General features: G+C 62.7%; 12 protein-coding genes, 1 tRNA gene and 1 rRNA gene. 4 read left to right on the top strand and 10 right to left on the bottom strand.

Going from position 1 to position 16,055, the window contains the following annotated elements; all coding sequences use genetic code 11:
• Window positions 1-100 precede the first annotated feature (100 nt).
• The 3 genes from AB7E19_RS18275 to AB7E19_RS18265 all read left to right on the top strand — a co-directional run bounded on the left by AB7E19_RS18275 (window position 101) and on the right by AB7E19_RS18265 (window position 2,695).
• Window positions 101-1,228 (top strand): S-(hydroxymethyl)glutathione dehydrogenase/class III alcohol dehydrogenase, encoded by a 1,128-nt coding sequence (locus AB7E19_RS18275; protein WP_010672469.1) that lies wholly within the window; start codon window positions 101-103, stop codon window positions 1,226-1,228.
• Between the two features lie 48 nt (window positions 1,229-1,276).
• The gene (fghA, locus tag AB7E19_RS18270; protein ID WP_039039543.1) at window positions 1,277-2,125 is read left to right on the top strand and encodes an S-formylglutathione hydrolase; all 849 of its coding nucleotides are present in this window, start codon (window positions 1,277-1,279) and stop codon (window positions 2,123-2,125) included.
• Between the two features lie 63 nt (window positions 2,126-2,188).
• Window positions 2,189-2,695: a DinB family protein gene (locus AB7E19_RS18265; protein WP_319882279.1), complete on the top strand. Its 507-nt coding sequence runs from the start codon at window positions 2,189-2,191 to the stop codon at window positions 2,693-2,695.
• A gap of 72 nt (window positions 2,696-2,767) precedes the next feature.
• Here the strand turns inward: AB7E19_RS18265 and AB7E19_RS18260 are convergent, their stop codons facing one another.
• Complete coding sequence (locus AB7E19_RS18260) at window positions 2,768-3,490, bottom strand: GIN domain-containing protein (RefSeq protein ID WP_266110138.1); 723 nt, start codon at window positions 3,488-3,490, stop codon at window positions 2,768-2,770.
• 298 nt (window positions 3,491-3,788) lie between these two features.
• Here AB7E19_RS18260 and ovoA point away from each other — a divergent pair, with 298 nt between their 5' ends.
• Window positions 3,789-5,936, top strand: coding sequence for a 5-histidylcysteine sulfoxide synthase (gene ovoA / locus AB7E19_RS18255; RefSeq protein ID WP_427936156.1), 2,148 nt, complete (start codon window positions 3,789-3,791; stop codon window positions 5,934-5,936).
• Window positions 5,937-5,993: 57 nt separating this feature from the next.
• On the opposite strand, the gene AB7E19_RS18250 is transcribed toward ovoA, so the two are convergent.
• The 9 genes from AB7E19_RS18250 to AB7E19_RS18210 all read right to left on the bottom strand — a co-directional run bounded on the left by AB7E19_RS18250 (window position 5,994) and on the right by AB7E19_RS18210 (window position 16,006).
• The gene (locus tag AB7E19_RS18250) at window positions 5,994-6,965 is read right to left on the bottom strand and encodes a bile acid:sodium symporter family protein (RefSeq protein ID WP_427936154.1); all 972 of its coding nucleotides are present in this window, start codon (window positions 6,963-6,965) and stop codon (window positions 5,994-5,996) included.
• Window positions 6,966-7,238: 273 nt separating this feature from the next.
• The gene (locus tag AB7E19_RS18245; RefSeq protein ID WP_322131916.1) at window positions 7,239-8,684 is read right to left on the bottom strand and encodes an amino acid permease; all 1,446 of its coding nucleotides are present in this window, start codon (window positions 8,682-8,684) and stop codon (window positions 7,239-7,241) included.
• A 167-nt stretch (window positions 8,685-8,851) separates the two neighbouring features.
• Window positions 8,852-9,190 carry a tRNA-binding protein gene (locus AB7E19_RS18240; protein ID WP_026080427.1) on the bottom strand — a complete coding sequence of 113 codons (339 nt, stop codon included), beginning with the start codon at window positions 9,188-9,190 and terminating at the stop codon, window positions 8,852-8,854.
• Window positions 9,191-9,266: 76 nt separating this feature from the next.
• Complete coding sequence (locus AB7E19_RS18235; RefSeq protein WP_427936152.1) at window positions 9,267-10,712, bottom strand: amino acid permease; 1,446 nt, start codon at window positions 10,710-10,712, stop codon at window positions 9,267-9,269.
• A 102-nt stretch (window positions 10,713-10,814) separates the two neighbouring features.
• A complete protein-coding gene (locus AB7E19_RS18230; RefSeq protein WP_427936150.1) occupies window positions 10,815-11,270 on the bottom strand; it encodes a beta-galactosidase subunit beta in 456 nt (151 codons plus the stop codon).
• Window positions 11,267-14,341 carry a beta-galactosidase subunit alpha gene (ebgA, locus tag AB7E19_RS18225; RefSeq protein WP_427936148.1) on the bottom strand — a complete coding sequence of 1,025 codons (3,075 nt, stop codon included), beginning with the start codon at window positions 14,339-14,341 and terminating at the stop codon, window positions 11,267-11,269. The genes AB7E19_RS18230 and ebgA overlap by 4 nt, the downstream gene beginning before the upstream one ends.
• Before the next feature lie 321 nt (window positions 14,342-14,662).
• Window positions 14,663-15,628: a transcriptional regulator EbgR gene (gene ebgR / locus AB7E19_RS18220; protein ID WP_041214116.1), complete on the bottom strand. Its 966-nt coding sequence runs from the start codon at window positions 15,626-15,628 to the stop codon at window positions 14,663-14,665.
• Between the two features lie 164 nt (window positions 15,629-15,792).
• Window positions 15,793-15,907 (bottom strand): 5S ribosomal RNA (gene rrf / locus AB7E19_RS18215).
• Window positions 15,908-15,930: 23 nt separating this feature from the next.
• Window positions 15,931-16,006: transfer RNA gene (locus AB7E19_RS18210), tRNA-Thr, on the bottom strand.
• Window positions 16,007-16,055 lie beyond the last annotated feature (49 nt).

The following is a 16,055-nucleotide window of genomic DNA, read 5'->3' as shown; positions in this document are numbered from 1 at the left end:
GTGATTTGATACTTAGCGTTATTATCACCAAATCGGCGGGAAACTACACTGGATCTCCGAACTCATTTCCGTTCATCCAACCACTACGAGGACGACATTCATGGCACAGGTTCAGAGCATCAAGTGTAAAGCCGCCATCGCCTGGGGACCGGGTCAGCCCCTCTCCATCGAAGAGGTCGAGGTCATGCCGCCCCAGGCCGGCGAGGTGCGGGTGCGGATCGTCGCGACCGGCGTCTGCCACACCGATGCCTTCACCCTCTCCGGTGAAGATCCGGAAGGGGTCTTCCCCTGCATCCTGGGCCATGAAGGGGGCGGTATCGTCGAGTCCGTCGGCGAGGGCGTCACCAGCGTCAAGGTCGGCGATCACGTGATCCCGCTCTACACCCCCGAGTGCGGCGAGTGCAAGTTCTGCAAATCCGGCAAGACCAACCTGTGCCAGAAGATCCGCGCCACCCAGGGCAAGGGGCTGATGCCGGACGGCACCACCCGCTTCTCCAAGGACGGCCAGCCCATCTATCACTACATGGGCACCTCCACCTTTAGCGAATACACGGTACTGCCCGAGATATCCATCGCCAAGGTGGATCCGGCCGCCCCCCTGGAAGAGGTCTGCCTGCTGGGCTGCGGTGTCACCACCGGCATCGGCGCCGTGATGAACACCGCCAAGGTGAAAGAGGGTGAGAGCGTCGCCATCTTCGGGCTGGGGGGCATCGGCCTCTCCGCCATCATAGGCGCGCGCCTGGCCAAGGCCGGCCGCATCATCGCCATCGACATCAACGAGAGCAAATTCGAGCTGGCACGCAAGCTGGGCGCCACCGACTGCATCAACCCGAACACGTTCGACAAGCCCATTCAGGAGGTGATCGTCGAGATGACCGACGGCGGCGTCGACTTCTCCTTCGAGTGCATCGGCAACGTCAAGGTGATGCGCGCGGCGCTGGAGTGCTGCCACAAGGGCTGGGGCGAATCCGTCATCATCGGCGTGGCCGGTGCGGGCCAGGAGATCAGCACCCGTCCGTTCCAGCTGGTCACCGGCCGGGTGTGGCGCGGCAGCGCCTTCGGGGGCGTGCGCGGTCGCAGCGAGCTGCCGAGCTACGTACAGCGCTACATGCAGGGTGAGTTCAAGCTGGACGACTTCATCACCCACACCATGCCCCTCGAGCAGATCAACGAGGCGTTCGATCTGATGCACGAAGGCAAGAGCATCCGCACCGTCATCCACTACTGATCCCATGAGCGCCCCGCCCATCGCATGGGCGGGGCAAGGAGTCCTTACATGAATCTGGACATCATCAGCAGCAACAAGAGCTTCGGCGGCTGGCACAAGCAGTATCGCCACCGCTCCAATGTGCTGGGGTGCGAGATGCGCTTCGCCATCTACCTGCCGCCCCAGGCCCTCACCGGCCAGAAAGTCCCGGTGCTCTACTGGCTCTCCGGTCTCACCTGCACCGACGAGAACTTCATGCAAAAAGCCGGGGCCCAGCGCATCGCCGCCGAGCTCGGCATCGCTCTGGTAGCGCCTGACACCAGCCCCCGCGGTGAAGGGGTGGCGGACGATCCCGGCTATGACCTCGGCATGGGGGCGGGTTTCTACGTCAACGCCACCCAGACCCCCTGGCGGGATCACTACCAGATGTATGATTACGTCACCCGGGAGCTGCCCGAGCTCATCGAGACCCACTTCCCGGTCTCGACGAAGCGCGCCATCAGCGGCCACTCCATGGGGGGCCACGGCGCCCTCATCGCCGCCCTGCGCGAGCCGGGTCGCTACCGCTCGGTGTCGGCCTTCAGCCCCATCAGCCACCCGAGCCGCTGCCCCTGGGGCCAGAAGGCCCTCGGCGCCTACCTCGGCAACAACCCCCTGCTGTGGCAGGAGTGGGATGCCTGCCAGCTGCTGCGCCACCACGACAGCCCGCCCCTGCCGACCCTGGTGGACGTGGGGCTGGACGACCCCTTCCTGGCGGAGCAGCTCGGCATCGACACCCTGGCCGAAGTGGCCGCCACCCGGGCGTGGCCCCTGACGCTCAACCGCCATGCCGGCTACGACCACAGCTATTACTTCGTGGCGAGCTTCATCGAGGCACACCTGCGCTTTCACGCCAACCACCTGGGCGAACCGGCCTGAGGCTGACCCGCTCGTGGCCGCCCCGTCAGCGGGCGGCCATTCACCCGGAAACAGGAGACAAGGATGCCTCTCTTCACCACATTGCTGGCCATGCCGGACCAGTTCGAGCGGCTGCTGGCACAGGTCCCCACCGGCCATCTGGACTGGGAACCCGCCAACTGGGCCGGGATCCCCTCCGAGCGTTTCAGTGCCAGGGGGCACCTCTGCCACCTGCTGGACATCGAGGTGCTGGGCTATCAGGTGCGGTTTCGTCGCACCCTGGCAGAAAGCCTGCCGGAGCTCGCCTCCCTCGATGGTTATCAGCTGGCGCTGGACCATGATTACCCCCGGCAGGATACCGCCACGCAGCTCGACCGGTTTCGCACCGCCCGCCTGCAGACCGTCGAATGGCTGAAGACGGTGCCGTCCGACGCCTGGCAGCGCCGCGCCCGCTATGGCGGCTATGGGGAGGTGACCCTGGACGGTCTGGTGCGCCTGCTCGTCAGCCATGACCACCAGCACCTCGCCGGCATGCAGTGGCTGCTGATGCGCCTGAACGCCGATCTGGGCCTCGCACTCCCCCTCGAGTGAGGCGTCGCCCCACAGTGTCGCATCCTGCAAAAAAGGCCCCGAGGGGCCTTTTTCATTGTTGCGATGATGGGATCAGCTCCCCAACCGGCTCACCTGACCCGAACCCGCGATCTCGCTGGTCAGCGCTGGGCTGCCCCAGTAGTTGACCGCACCGGCACCGGCGATCTCTATCTTGAGCCGCGACCGGGCCCGCACCTCGACCTCGCCACTGCCGGCGATGCTCACCTCGACCTCCTCGCTGGCGAGCCCGGCCCCCTTGACGCCACCGGCGCCGGCGATGTTCAGCGCCATCACCCGGGCGGAGCCCTGCCCCAGATCCAGGTTGCCCAGCCCGGCGATGTTGCCTTCCAGCCGATCCAGCGTCAGCCCGCTGGCGACGATGTCCCCCGTGCCCGCCAGGGAGAGCACCAGATCATCCCCCTTGAAGTCGCGCAAGGCGCCGTTGCCAACCCCCGCCAGTGCCAACTCGTGCAGCGTCGGCAGGGTGATGGTGATCTCCAGCGGCTGGGTGGGGTCGAGCCGGTAGCCATCCTTGACCTCGATCTCCAGCTTCTCCCCCTTCTCGGTGAGTACCAGATAGGGCAGCAGGTTGGCCTCCCCCTTGACCCTGAGGGTGTGGCTCTCTCCCGCCACCAGGTACAGGTTGGCGGGCACGCCTGCCAGCACCCGGGTCACCTCCCGCCCCAAGGGATGCTGCTGCTCCACCACGGCCCCCTCCCCGCGCACCTTGACGTCATCCTGCCAGCTGCATCCGGTCAGTCCCAGGGCCAGCACCACTCCCAGCATCCATTTCATCCCGCTACTCCTCGTTTCCTCTTTGCCGCACGGCGCGGCAGGTGAGTGGCAATCAGCAAACCCTGTGCCATATAGCTAACATAATGATTTATCTATGCATTTCAATATTTCGAGGCTCGAAGGGCACACAACAAAGAGCCATTCAGACCACAATCTGGTCAATCTGACCACACCCGAAGGGGGGCGTTGACCCATTTTTTTGGTTGCCGCCCCGGTTCGTTGAGCCAATAGTGATACCTGGTGCGTATAGAGCACTCCATCGCTGCTTCACCCGCCAGAATCAACAAGGAGTCAGAGCGTGACCCAAGCCAGCCACCCATTCGTCCATCCGGGCCTGCCTGCCCCCACCCGCACCCCGCTGCTGACCGGCGACGATCCCGACCACAAGCGCCGCGAGCTCCTCGCCTACTTCTGCCAGACCTTCGATCTCTACGACTCGCTGTTCGACTGCCTGGCCGACGAGCAGGCCTGGTTCAACAAGGCAATCCCCCTGCGCCACCCCCTCATCTTCTACTACGGCCACACCGCCGCCTTCTTCGTCAACAAGCTGCTGGCGGCCCGTCTCATCGAGAGCCGCCTCGACCCCCGCATCGAGGCCCTGGTCGCCATCGGGGTGGACGAGATGAGTTGGGACGATCTGGACGAGACCCACTACGACTGGCCCACGGTGGCCGAGCTGCGTGACTACCGCGGCCGGGTGCGCGCCCTGGTGTGTGATTTCATCGAGCGGATGCCGATCGAGCTGCCCATCCATTGGCAGAGCCCGGCCTGGGTCATCCTGATGGGGATAGAGCACGAGCGCATCCACCTCGAGACCTCCAGCGTGCTGATCCGCCAGCTGCCCCTGGCCTGGGTGCGCAGCCAGCCCCAGTGGCCCGTCTGCCCCGAGGCGCGCCACGAGCTCGCCGCCGTCCCCGTCAACACCCTGCTGCCGGTGGCCGGCGGCCAGGTGCGCCTCGGCAAACAGGATGCCACCTACGGCTGGGACAACGAATACGGCGAGCGCCACATCGAGCTGGCCCCCTTCCAGGCCAGCCGCATGCTGGTGAGCAACGCCGAGTACCTGGCCTTCGTGCAGGCGGGCGGATATGAAGCGCCCGCCTGGTGGGACGACGAGGGCCGGGGCTGGCGCCAGTATGCCAACGCCCGCATGCCTACCTTCTGGGTCGGCGATCCCAATGAACCCGAGCAGTTGCAACTGCGGCTGATGACCGAGCAGGTCCCCATGCCCTGGGACTGGCCGGTGGAGGTGAACCAGCTGGAGGCCGCCGCCTTCTGCCGCTGGAAGGCGGATCAGACCGGCCTGCCCGTCCAGTTGCCAAGCGAGGGGGAGTGGATGCTGCTGCGGGAGCAACTGGCCGGCGATCAGCCGGACTGGATGGAGGCCCCCGGCAACATCAACCTGGCCCGCTTCGCCTCCTCCTGCCCGGTGGATGCCTGCCCCCAGGGCAGCTTCTTCGATCTGGTGGGCAACGTCTGGCAGTGGACCAGCACCGCCATCGACGGCTTCGAGGGGTTCAAGGTGCACCCCCTCTACGACGACTTCTCCACCCCCACCTTCGACGGCAAGCACACCCTCATCAAGGGCGGGAGCTGGATCAGCACCGGCAACGAGGCGCTCAAATCCTCCCGCTACGCCTTCCGTCGCCACTTCTTCCAGCACGCGGGCTTCCGCTACCTGGTCTCGCGCCATCAGGAGCCCGTCATCGTGAACCCTTATGAAACCGACACCCTCGTCGCTCAGTACCTCGACTTCCAGTACGGTCCGAGCCACTTCGGGGTCGCCAACTACGCCGAGGCTCTGGCCGGTCTTGCCAGCGAGCTCTGCGGCCGCCATGAGCGGGCGCTGGATATCGGCTGCGCCACCGGCCGCGCCAGCTTCGAACTGGCTCGCCGCTTCGCCCACGTGGACGGGGTGGACTACTCGGCCCGCTTCATCGACGTGGCCCTGACCCTGGCAAGACAGGACAGCTTCCGCTATGCGGTGCCGGTGGAAGGGGATCTGGTGGAATATTGCGAGGCGCGCCTCTCCCGCCACGAGCTCGGTCGCGAGCAGAGCGAACGGGCCCACTTCAGCCAGGGGGATGCCTGCAACCTCAAGCCCAAGTACGGCGACTACGACCTGGTGCTCGCCTCCAACCTGATCGACCGGCTGCGGGAGCCCGCCCGCTTCCTGCGGGACATTGCTCCGCGCCTTCGCAGCGGCGGCCTGCTGGTGCTCACCAGCCCCTACACCTGGCTGACCGACTACACCCCCAAGGCCAACTGGCTCGGCGGCATCCGGGAAAACGGCGAGGCCCTCGGCACCTATCAGGCGCTGCAACGGCTGCTGGCGGAGGAGTTCGAGGAGCACATGCCCCCGAGGGACGTCCCCTTCGTCATCCGCGAGACCGCCCGCAAGTACCAGCACACGGTGGCCCAGCTCACCGTCTGGCGCAAACGCTGACGACGCGGCAAACGAAAGAGGGAGGCCCATGGCCTCCCTCTTCTTTATCCGGACCGCTTACCCCTCCTGTACCTGGGGCACCGCCTCCTGCTCGCGGTAGCGGCGGGCCAGCACGGCGCACACCATCAGCTGGATCTGGTGGAAAATCATCAGCGGCAGCACCATGACACCGACGCTGGCGGCGGGGAACATGACGTTGGCCATGGGCACCCCGTTGGCCAGGCTCTTCTTGGAGCCGCAGAAGACGATGGTGATCTCGTCCGCCCTGTTGAAACCGAGGCGACGGCTGATCCAGACGTTCCAGCCCAGCACCAGCGCCAGCAGCACGCAGCTCAGCAGCACGATACTGGCGAGATCGTACCAGCCGACCTGGTGCCAGATCCCCTGCACCACCGCTTCGCTGAAGGCGACGTAGACCACCAGCAGGATGGAGCTCTGATCCAGCTTGCCGATGAGCGGACGGTGGCTGTCGACCCAGCGACCGATGAGCGGACGCGACAGGTGGCCGACCACGAACGGCAGCATCAGCTGCACCATGATGGACTGGATGGAGTGCCAGGTATCGACCCCCTCCCCCTGCACATTGATCATCAGCCCCACCAGCACCGGCGAGAGGAAGATGCCGAGGATGCTGGAGGCCGAGGCGCTGCACACCGCCGCCGACACATTGCCCCCCGCCATGGAGGTGAAGGCGATGGCCGACTGCACGGTGGCGGGCAGGGCGCAAAGGTAGAGGAAGCCGAGATAGATGGCCGGGCTCAGCCACTGGGGCACCAGGGGCGTGAGCAAGAGCCCCAGCAGCGGGAAGAGCAGGAAGGTGCTCGCCATCACCACCAGGTGCAGCCGCCAGTGGCCGAGGCCCGCCAGCAGGTTCTGGCGCGACAGCTTGGCACCATGCATGAAGAACAAGAGCGCCACCGCCAGCTTGGTCAGCAGACCGAACCAGACGGCCACCTGCCCCTCGCAGGGGAAGAAGGAGGCCAGGGCCACCACGGCAATCAGCACAGAGGTAAAAGGATCCAGACGCACGGAGAATCTCCAGAGAAAGCGCGTCCCGCACGGGATGGGGACGACAGGGCACGGGGAAGGCGTCATCAGGCGGCGACCCCGGATACGAAGGGACAAGCTTACCCCGAACACCCTGTGGTGCAAAGTTGAGCGGCAGCTTCATTTGTTTCATTTTGTTAAACGATAACGCACATTCTCACAGCAAAACTAAACGATTTTGACCCTCCGGCCCCGGATCCGGCCAATAAAAAACGGGCGACCCTGGTCGCCCGTCTCCTGTTTGCCACATGCCGATCAGCGCTGGCTGGCCAGCTTGCCGTTGCCGGTTTTCTTCTCATTGCCACCGAGCTTGCGGGCCTGCCGCTTCTCGAAGCGGGAGATCCACCAGTAAGCCAGCGCCGAGAAGACCGCGGTCATAAAGACGTTGATGAAGAAGGCGCGCACCAGATCCACCCCGGCCGGGAAGGCGGAGGCGCTCATGCTCACCACGAAGATGGCGATCAGCACAGACACCACCCCCATGCCGAATTTGCGCGACCCCATGCGGAACTCGCGCGGGGTGTCGTCATGTTTCCAGCGGAACACGAAGTAGGCCACCATGATGAAGATCGGCGGCAGCATGGCGGTGCCGGCGGTGAGGTTGATGGCGGTGTTCATCATCTGCTGCACCGATTCCGAGCCGAAGCCGTTGACCACCAGCATCACGAACACGAAGACAAACTGCCACCAGGCGGCGCGCACCGGCACCCCGTGCTCGTTGAGCTGGGTGGTCTTCTCGCCGTAAACCCCCTGCGGGATCTCGGAGAAGTGGATCTTCACCGGCGCCGAGGTCCACATCATCATGGAGCCGAACATGGCGATAAACAGCACCACGCCGACGAAGCGGCCCACCAGCGCTTCCGACAGCTGGAAGTACTGGGCCATGCCGGTGAAGATCTCCACCATGCCGCCGGCGTAGGTGAGGCTCTCGCGCGGCACGAACACGTTCACCAGCAGGGAACCAACCGCATACATGGCACCGATGACGATACCGGCGCTGATGATCACCTTGATGAAGGACTTCTGACCCCCCTTCACGTCATTGAGGTAGGCCGCCGCCGTCTCGGCACCGCCCGCCGCCTGGAAGATCCAGCACATGATGCCGAGGGTCGCCCAGTTGACGGTGGGAGTCATCGCCTCCAGCGTGATGGGCTGGGCCGGCACATGATCGCCACTCAGAGCCATCAGGGCGCCCAGCACATAGATGGCGAACAGGGCAAATACCCCGTAGGCCACGATCTCGGCAATCTTGCCGAGCCAGCTCGCCCCCTTGGTGGAGATGTGGGTCGCCGCCGCAAACAGCACGATGGAGATGACCGAGGTGACCATGGGCGAGAAGCTGTACTCATAGCCCAGCATGGCGTAGGAGGCGTAGGCGATGACGTTGGGCAGCAGGGAGACGAACCAGAACAGGTTCACGAACCAGTAGAGAAACGAGCCCAGATAGGCCATCCGGGTGCCGAGCGGCTTTTTCAGCCAGTCGTACATCCCCGACTCGGAGTTTTTATTGGCCGAGACGAACTCGGCGATGATGAAGACGAACGGGATGAAGTAGACGATGGTCGCCAGCAGGAAGATGGGGGCGGAGCTGAGCCCCAGCTCGATGTTGTTGTTGACGATGTTGCGCACGTTGAACACGGCGGCAAAGGTCATCGACAACAGGGCAAACTTGCCTATGGTGCCGCGTACGGATTCAGACATGGTGTCCTCCAGTGGACTCGCGCTCCCTGCGGGGAGCGCTGTGACTCAGTGATGTGTTCGGCAAGGGTCTGTCGGCCCCGCGCGTTACTCTCTTGTTATGATCGGGCCGCGTGGACGGCCTCGTTGGTGAACCGGTGCAATCTCACCGCACCGGCTCGCAATACCAGTCAGACGATCGGGGTGCCCGGCGCCATCGGCACCCGCGGTTGCAACAGCACGCTCTGGCTCTCGTCCGGGGTCTCGGCACAGAGCAACATGCACTCGGAACGCTCGCCGCGCATCCTGGTGGGTTTCAAGTTGGTCAGTACCACCACCTCGCTGCCCATCAGCTCCTCTTCGCTGTAGTAAGGCACCAGACTGGTGACGGTCTGCAGCGGCCGCTCGCCACCCACGTCGATCTGGACGATGTAGAGTTTGTCGGCACCGGGGTGACGCACCACCTCCAGCACCTTGCCCACCTTCATCTCGACCCGTTTGAATTCGGCAAACTCGATCGTCTCGCTCATGCTCTTTTCCTTTTCTGGTTCAACGGTTTGCGGGTGGCCAACGGCCACCCGGTTTGATGGGGAGTCAATGCCGTGCCTATGGCGTCTGCATGGCGACCTGCGCCGCCGGCTGGGCCTCTTTCGCGCGCGCCTCGGCGCTGAGGGAGGCCTCGTATCGGTTGTATTTCCACCAGGCGAAGCCGAGGAAAATCACGATCCCGCCGACGTTGTAGAAGACGATGGTCATGATGTCGGCACCGGTCGGGAAGGTGGAGGCGAGGAAGCCCACCGAGAAGAGGACGATCAGCACCGAGACCACGGCGATGCCGGTGGAACGCGACCCCATCTTGAAATCCCGCGGCAGGTGGTCGAGCTTCAGCCGCAGATTGAGGTAGGCCAGCATGATGAACAGCGGCGGCAGCATGGAGGCGGCAGCGGTCATGTTGATGACGGTGTTCATCAGATCCTGCGCTGTGTTGGAGCCCAGGGTCGGGATCACCATCAGCGGCAGCACGATGAGGTACTGGATCCAGGCTGCGCGGGCGGGCACGCCGTGCTCGTTCAGCTCGACCGTCTTCTTGCCGAAGATGCCGGCCGGGATCTCGGAGAAGAAGATCTTCACCGGGGTCGCCGTCCACATCAGCAGGGAGCCGAACATGGCGGTGAAGGAGACCAGACCGACGAAGCGGTTCATCAGGATCTCCGGCAAACCGAAGTAGGCCGCCAGCCCTTCAAACACCTGCACCGAGCCGCCGGTATATTTCAGGGTGTCGCTGTGGACGAACACGTTGATCAAGAGCGAGGCGATGGAGTAGAGCACGCCGATAAAGATCCCGGCGACGATGATCACCTTGACGAAGGACTTGGAGCCGCCTTTTACGTCATTGACATAGACCGCCACCGACTCGGCGCCACCGGCTGCCATAAAGATCCAGGTGGTGATGCCGAGGAAGGCCCAGCTGAAATCGGGGACCATGGCCTCTACCGTGATGGGGTCAGCCGGCTGCACGCCGCCCACCAGTGCCGCACCCGCCAGCAGGATGTAGGAGAGGGTCAGCAGCAGCATCAGGGACGAGGTCACCGAGGTGATGGGGCCGAGCATCTTGGCACCGTTGGTGGAGACGTAGGTGGCAAAGGCGAACAGCACCATGCTCAAGGCCGTGGTCGCCACCGGGGTGAGAATGTACTCGTAGCCGAGAAAGGCATAGGAGGCGTAGGCGATGACCCGCGGCAGTAGCGAGGTGAAGAAGAAGAGGTTCACGAACCAGTAGGTGTAGGCGGAGATAAAGGCCCAGCGACCGCCGAGGGAGCTCTTCACCCAGGCATACACCCCCGCTTCGGAGTTCTTGTTCAGTGATACGAACTCCGCAATGATCAGGCAAAACGGAATGAAGTAGAAAATGGTGGCCAGAAAGAACATCGGGGCCGAAGCCAGACCGATCTCGATGTTGTTGTTGATGACGTTGTTGAAGCTGAATACCGCCGCGAAGGTGAGCGACAGCAGACCAAACTTGCCTATCGTATTGCGTTTGGAATCAGACATGGTGCATCTCCAGACCTGTAGTTATCTCAGCGAAAGGGCGGGGCATGATGTGTAGGGTGAGCCCCGCCCTTCCGGCTTTGTCAGTGCAGAACCGGCGGCTTGTTATTTGTTCTTGAAGTAGCCGCCTTCGACGGTGACCTTGATGATCACCTTGCGCACCGGCCCGTCGCCGACGAAACGGTAGGCCTCGTCGTTCTCGAAGATCACCACCTGACCGTTGCCGACCTGCTGGCGCTCACGCACCTCACCGGCCAGCCACTCGCGGTCTGTGGTGTCGTCATAGGCCTGCTCGACCCGCAGCTCCGACTTGAGGGCCCACTCCACCGTCTCTGCCCCTTCCAGGTAGTAGTGAACGTTGAAGTAGCGGCGCTGCCCCTCGAACAGTGAGGTGGCCGGACTGGCCCCCTCCTGCAAGCGATAGGTGAGGGAGTCACCGATGGAGTGGCAGATGCCGGGCTTGAGGTTCGGCAGGTTGTTGATGGCCTCCACGCAGCGGCCCCACTTCTTGCCCTCCCGGTAGATGTTTTTGAACAGGGTCAGGTTGTCCAGGGTGATCATGCGAGGTTCCTCCCGCCGTTGATGGTGAGATCGAGCCCGGCCAGCGCAGCCGGATTGAGGTTGCCACGGGCGATGGGCAGCAGGGTCAGACCGAAGCTGAACGGCTCGAAGCGCACCCGCCAGGAGTCCAGCACCTCGGAGCCCCAGGAGTTGGAACCCAGCCCCAGCACCTTGTGATCCAGATTGAGGGTGAGATAACCGCAGGGTTCCAGCTCGTTGATGTGCTGAGCCGCGTGGATATGCTCCCAGCTGTAGGGCCAGACGCTCAGGTTGATGGGGGCATCGGGTCGCACGTAGAGACCGGCACCGTGACGATTGGTCAGGGTCGCCCAGCGCACCTGCTGGCGGTTGCCGTTGTCCTGCGGGAAGGGGTAGTGCTCCCACATCTCGCTGACTGTGCTCTGGAAGCTGTCGATCCAGTTGCTCTGGCGGCTGTCCTGATAGTTCTCGCCCGGCCCCATGCCGTAGTAGTGCACCCGGTCGAGATCCTGACGAATGCCCAGCTCGAAGCCGATCTTGGGGATGATGTCGTCATAACTGCCGTAGGGCTGGCCGGACAGTGCCACGTGCAGCTGGCCGTTCGGGCTCAGGGTGTAGACGTAGCGGCAGCGCATGCCGAAGTCGAACACCGGCGGCGCGATCAGACTCTCAACCGTCACCTCGACCGCCTCGCCCAGCTGACGCCAGCTTAAGGTGCGGAAGTGCTCCTGCATGATCTGCAGGTGGTTCGGGTGCCACAGGCTCTCGTACTCCTGCTTGTGGTTGTCGATCATCGGCTTGAAGAAGGTGAGGCGTGGGGCTCGCTCGATGAGTTCGATACCATCCTGCTGCCAGCTCACCAGCTTGCCGTCGAGGCGCGAGAAGCGCAGGGCAAAGCCGCTGCCACTCAGGGTCAGGTCAAGGCGCTCATCGGCGATATGCAACGGGGTAGCGTTGGGATTGGCAAAGGGCTGCAGCTGACGAGTCGATGCCTTCAGCTGGAACTGGTACTGGCCCAGCTCGTGCTCCGCCGCGCTGTAGCGGGTGGCGGTGGCCTTGATGACCCGCAGCTGGACGAAGGTTTCCCGTCCATCGAGGGATGGCAGTTCGAGTTGCAACTCGGTGGTGGCACCGGGGGCAATCCCTTCCAGCCGGATTTGCTGGCTGGCCAGCAGTTCGCCCTCGGCCTTCACTTCGACCAGCAGGCGGATGTCGTCGAGAGTGGAGAACCAGTAGCGGTTTTCCACCGCCAGCTTGCCGCTGGCCAGATCCAGCGCGCGCACCTTGACCGGGCAGATCACCTGCTTGTATTCGCGCAGGCCCGGCCCCGGGGTTTGATCCGGATAGATGAGGCCATCCATGCAGAAGTTGTAGTTGTTGGGGTAGTCGCCGTAGTCGCCGCCGTACTTGTAGACCGGGCGGCCCTGCTCGTCCTGATCCAGAATGCCGTGATCGCACCACTCCCAGATGTAGTGACCCTGAATGTGGGGATGACGGTCGAACACCTGCTGGTATTCGCTGAGGCCACCCGGGCCATTGCCCATGGCGTGGGCGTATTCGCAGAGGATGCGCGGCTTCGCCATCGGGAACTCGCCGAAGCAGTTCATCTGGGAGACGCGCGAGTACATGGTACTGACCACATCCACCACCTCGGCATCGCGATCCTCTTCGTAGTGCACCAGCCGGGTCGGGTCGATCGCCTTGCAGCGCTGGTACATGGCTCTGATATTGCAGCCGTAGCCGGACTCGTTGCCGAGCGACCAGATGATGATGGAGGGGTGGTTCTTCTGGGCGTGCACGTGGCGCTCGATGCGATCCACGAACACCGGCTCCCAGAAGGGGTCGTCGGTGATGCGGCTGAGATCGCCGACGTTGGCAAAACCGTGGGTCTCCACGTCGGTCTCCGCCATCACGAACAGACCGTACTGGTCGCACAGCTCGTAGAAACGCGGGTCGTTCGGGTAGTGGGCGGTGCGCACCGAGTTGAGGTTATGCTGCTTCATCAGCACGATATCGCGCTCCACCCGATCCATGCCGACCGCGCGGCTCTTGAGGTGGTCGTTGTCGTGGCGGTTCACCCCGTGCAGCTTGAGGTAGTGACCGTTGACATGGAAGAGGCCATCTTTGACCTTGATTTCACGCACCCCGACTCGCTGCGGGATCACTTCCAGCAGCTCGCCCTGACCGTTGTAGAGGGAGAGTTGAAGCTGATAGAGGTAAGGGTCTTCGGCACTCCACAGATGGGGATTGGCCAGATCCAGCGTGAAACGGCAATCACACTTGCCGTCAATGGCGAGATGATCGAGCGAGCCGCTGGCGATCTCGCTGCCCTGATCCAGCAGCACCCAGACCAGACGGTGATCCCGGGCAGGCGCCCCCAGGTTCTCCAGCTGGATGTCGCAGCTCAGGGTAGCGCTCTGATTGTCATCGGCCAGCGCGGTGCGGATGAAGAAGTCCTGCACATGGGCGGCCGGTTTGCCCACCAGATAGACGTCGCGGAAGATCCCCGCCATCCACCACATGTCCTGATCTTCGATATAGGTGGAGTCAGCCCACTGCATCACCCGCACCGACAGCAGGTTCTCGCCGATGTTGGCGTAGGCGCTGATATCGAACTCGGCGGTGAGGCGACTGCCCTTGCTGAAGCCGACATAGTGGCCGTTCACATAGACCTCGAAGTAGGTCTCCACCCCGTCAAACTTGATGATCACCTGCTCGCCGTCCCAGGCCGGGCTCAGCGTGAAGCTGCGCTGATAGGCGCCGGTGGGGTTGTTGGTCGGCACGAAGGGCACGTCGATGGGGAAGGGAAAACCTTCGTCGGTGTACTGCAGCTGGCCATGCCCCTCCATCTGCCACATGTTGGGGACGGCTATCTGGCCCCAGTCGCTCATGGGGCTGTGATAGAAGGCCTCCGGCACCTGCAGGGGGTGGTCGAAGTAGTGGAACTGCCACTGACCGCTAAGGCTCAGAAAACGGCGGCTCAGCTCCCGCTGCATGGTGGCCGCCAGCGCGTGGTCGGCATAAGAGAAGAAGTAGGCGCGCGGAGCCAGCCTGTTTTCACCAACGAATTGGACGTTTTCCCAGTTATTCACATGTCCTCCCGGAACAAGGCAACGTTAACTGGGTAAACTCTAGATAAATATTTACTAAATATCAGTTTTGAATAGGTAAAGTTTTAACCTGATCACAGTGAACGGATGGTTTTGTGAGCGAGATCAGAAGCGGGAGACAAAGGAGGGCAAGGTATAGATGAGTGGCATGGATGTTGATGATAGCTGGCTGAATGGCAGTAAAATCAACTATAAAACAATGTGATGTGACGTCATTGGATGATATTGCAAAGCAGTTTGCTTGGGAGAGGAGTCGCACCACCATAAGATAGTGCGACTAAAATGCAGGTTGTTTTACTAAAATCAGCGCGTGGTGCCACGCAGGGTCAACTTGCTCGGTACCAGCACCCGCAGCGGGATATCCCGCTCGTCACGCAGCCGTTCGACCAGCAGATTGACCCCCTGGGAGCCCATCAACTCGGAGTGGATCCGCACCGTGGAGAGCGGCGGGAAGGTGAACTTGGCGGTCGGGATATCGTTGACGCTGATAAGCTCGATCTGCTGGGGAATCGCCAGTCCCTTCTCGTGGATGGCACGCAGCACGCCGATGGCGATGGAGTCGGAGGCGACAAACAGCGCCCTGGGCCAGTCGCCGGCCAGCATCTCCTTCGCCAGCTTGTAGCCGGAAGCGCTGGAGAAGTCTCCGCGATAGAGGTCGCTCTCCTGTACCACGCCAAGCCGCTGGCCATAATCGCGAAAGGCGAGTTCCCGCAGATCCGGGCCATCATCCTGGCCACCGATATAGCCGATGCGCTGATGGCCCTCGGCGATGAAGAAGTCCACTACCTGCTGGCTGATGAGTGCCAGATCCACGTCAATCGAGTCAAAATCCCCCTGGGAGCGGCAATCCACGAACACCAGCTGGGCAGACAGGCCGCGCAGCACGGCCAGCCGTTCTTCCGGCAGATGGCCGATGACCAGGATGCCATCGACGGCAGAGAGCTCACGCCCCTCGGCACCGTTGTAGCAGTGGGCCAGCTCGATGTTGAGGCGGGTGCACTGGGTCTCGATGCCGTAGCGGATGGCGAGGTAATAGGGATCGTTGACCTCGGTGCTCTGGGGATAGGCGTAGACAGCCAGGAGCTGCAGCTTGCTCTTGTGCACCCCTTTGCGGGCGCTGCTGGTCTTGTACTCCAGCCGCTCGGCAATCTCGAAGATCTTCTGCCTGGTCTCGTCCTTGACGCTCAGGCTGGGATCCTCGTTCAGCACACGGGATACGGTAGCAAGCGATACCCCCGCCTCCTGTGCAATTTCCTTCAACGTAGCCATCAATACCTCGCAGGCAGCATCACGTGTTCATCGGGCAACGGCTAAAGAGTAACGAGCAATCCCTTGATAGCCCAGCATTTTTACTGAAATAGAAGCAGGGAATTGCGGCGGGAGGACAGAAATGCAAAAAGGCCTCCCGCATGGGAGGCCTCTTCTGAATAGGTGCCTGACAGTGTCCTACTCTCGCATGGCGAATGCCACACTACCATCGGCGCTACCGCGTTTCACTTCTGAGTTCGGCATGGGATCAGGTGGTTCCACGGCGCTATTGCCGTCAGGCAAAAGCTTGTACTGCTTGAAAATGGTGCTGATACCCAGAATCGAACTGGGGACCTCATCCTTACCAAGGATGCGCTCTACCGACTGAGCCATATCAGCACACTAACCGGTAAAGACCACGCTCAATGCGTAATCTAAAATTGGGTGC

The organism is Aeromonas sp. (genome assembly GCF_050252055.1).
In the GTDB taxonomy this organism is placed as follows: domain Bacteria; phylum Pseudomonadota; class Gammaproteobacteria; order Enterobacterales; family Aeromonadaceae; genus Aeromonas; species Aeromonas caviae.
The sequence above is the reverse complement of the archived record's forward strand: the minus strand, read 5'-3'. Positions and strand labels throughout refer to the sequence as shown.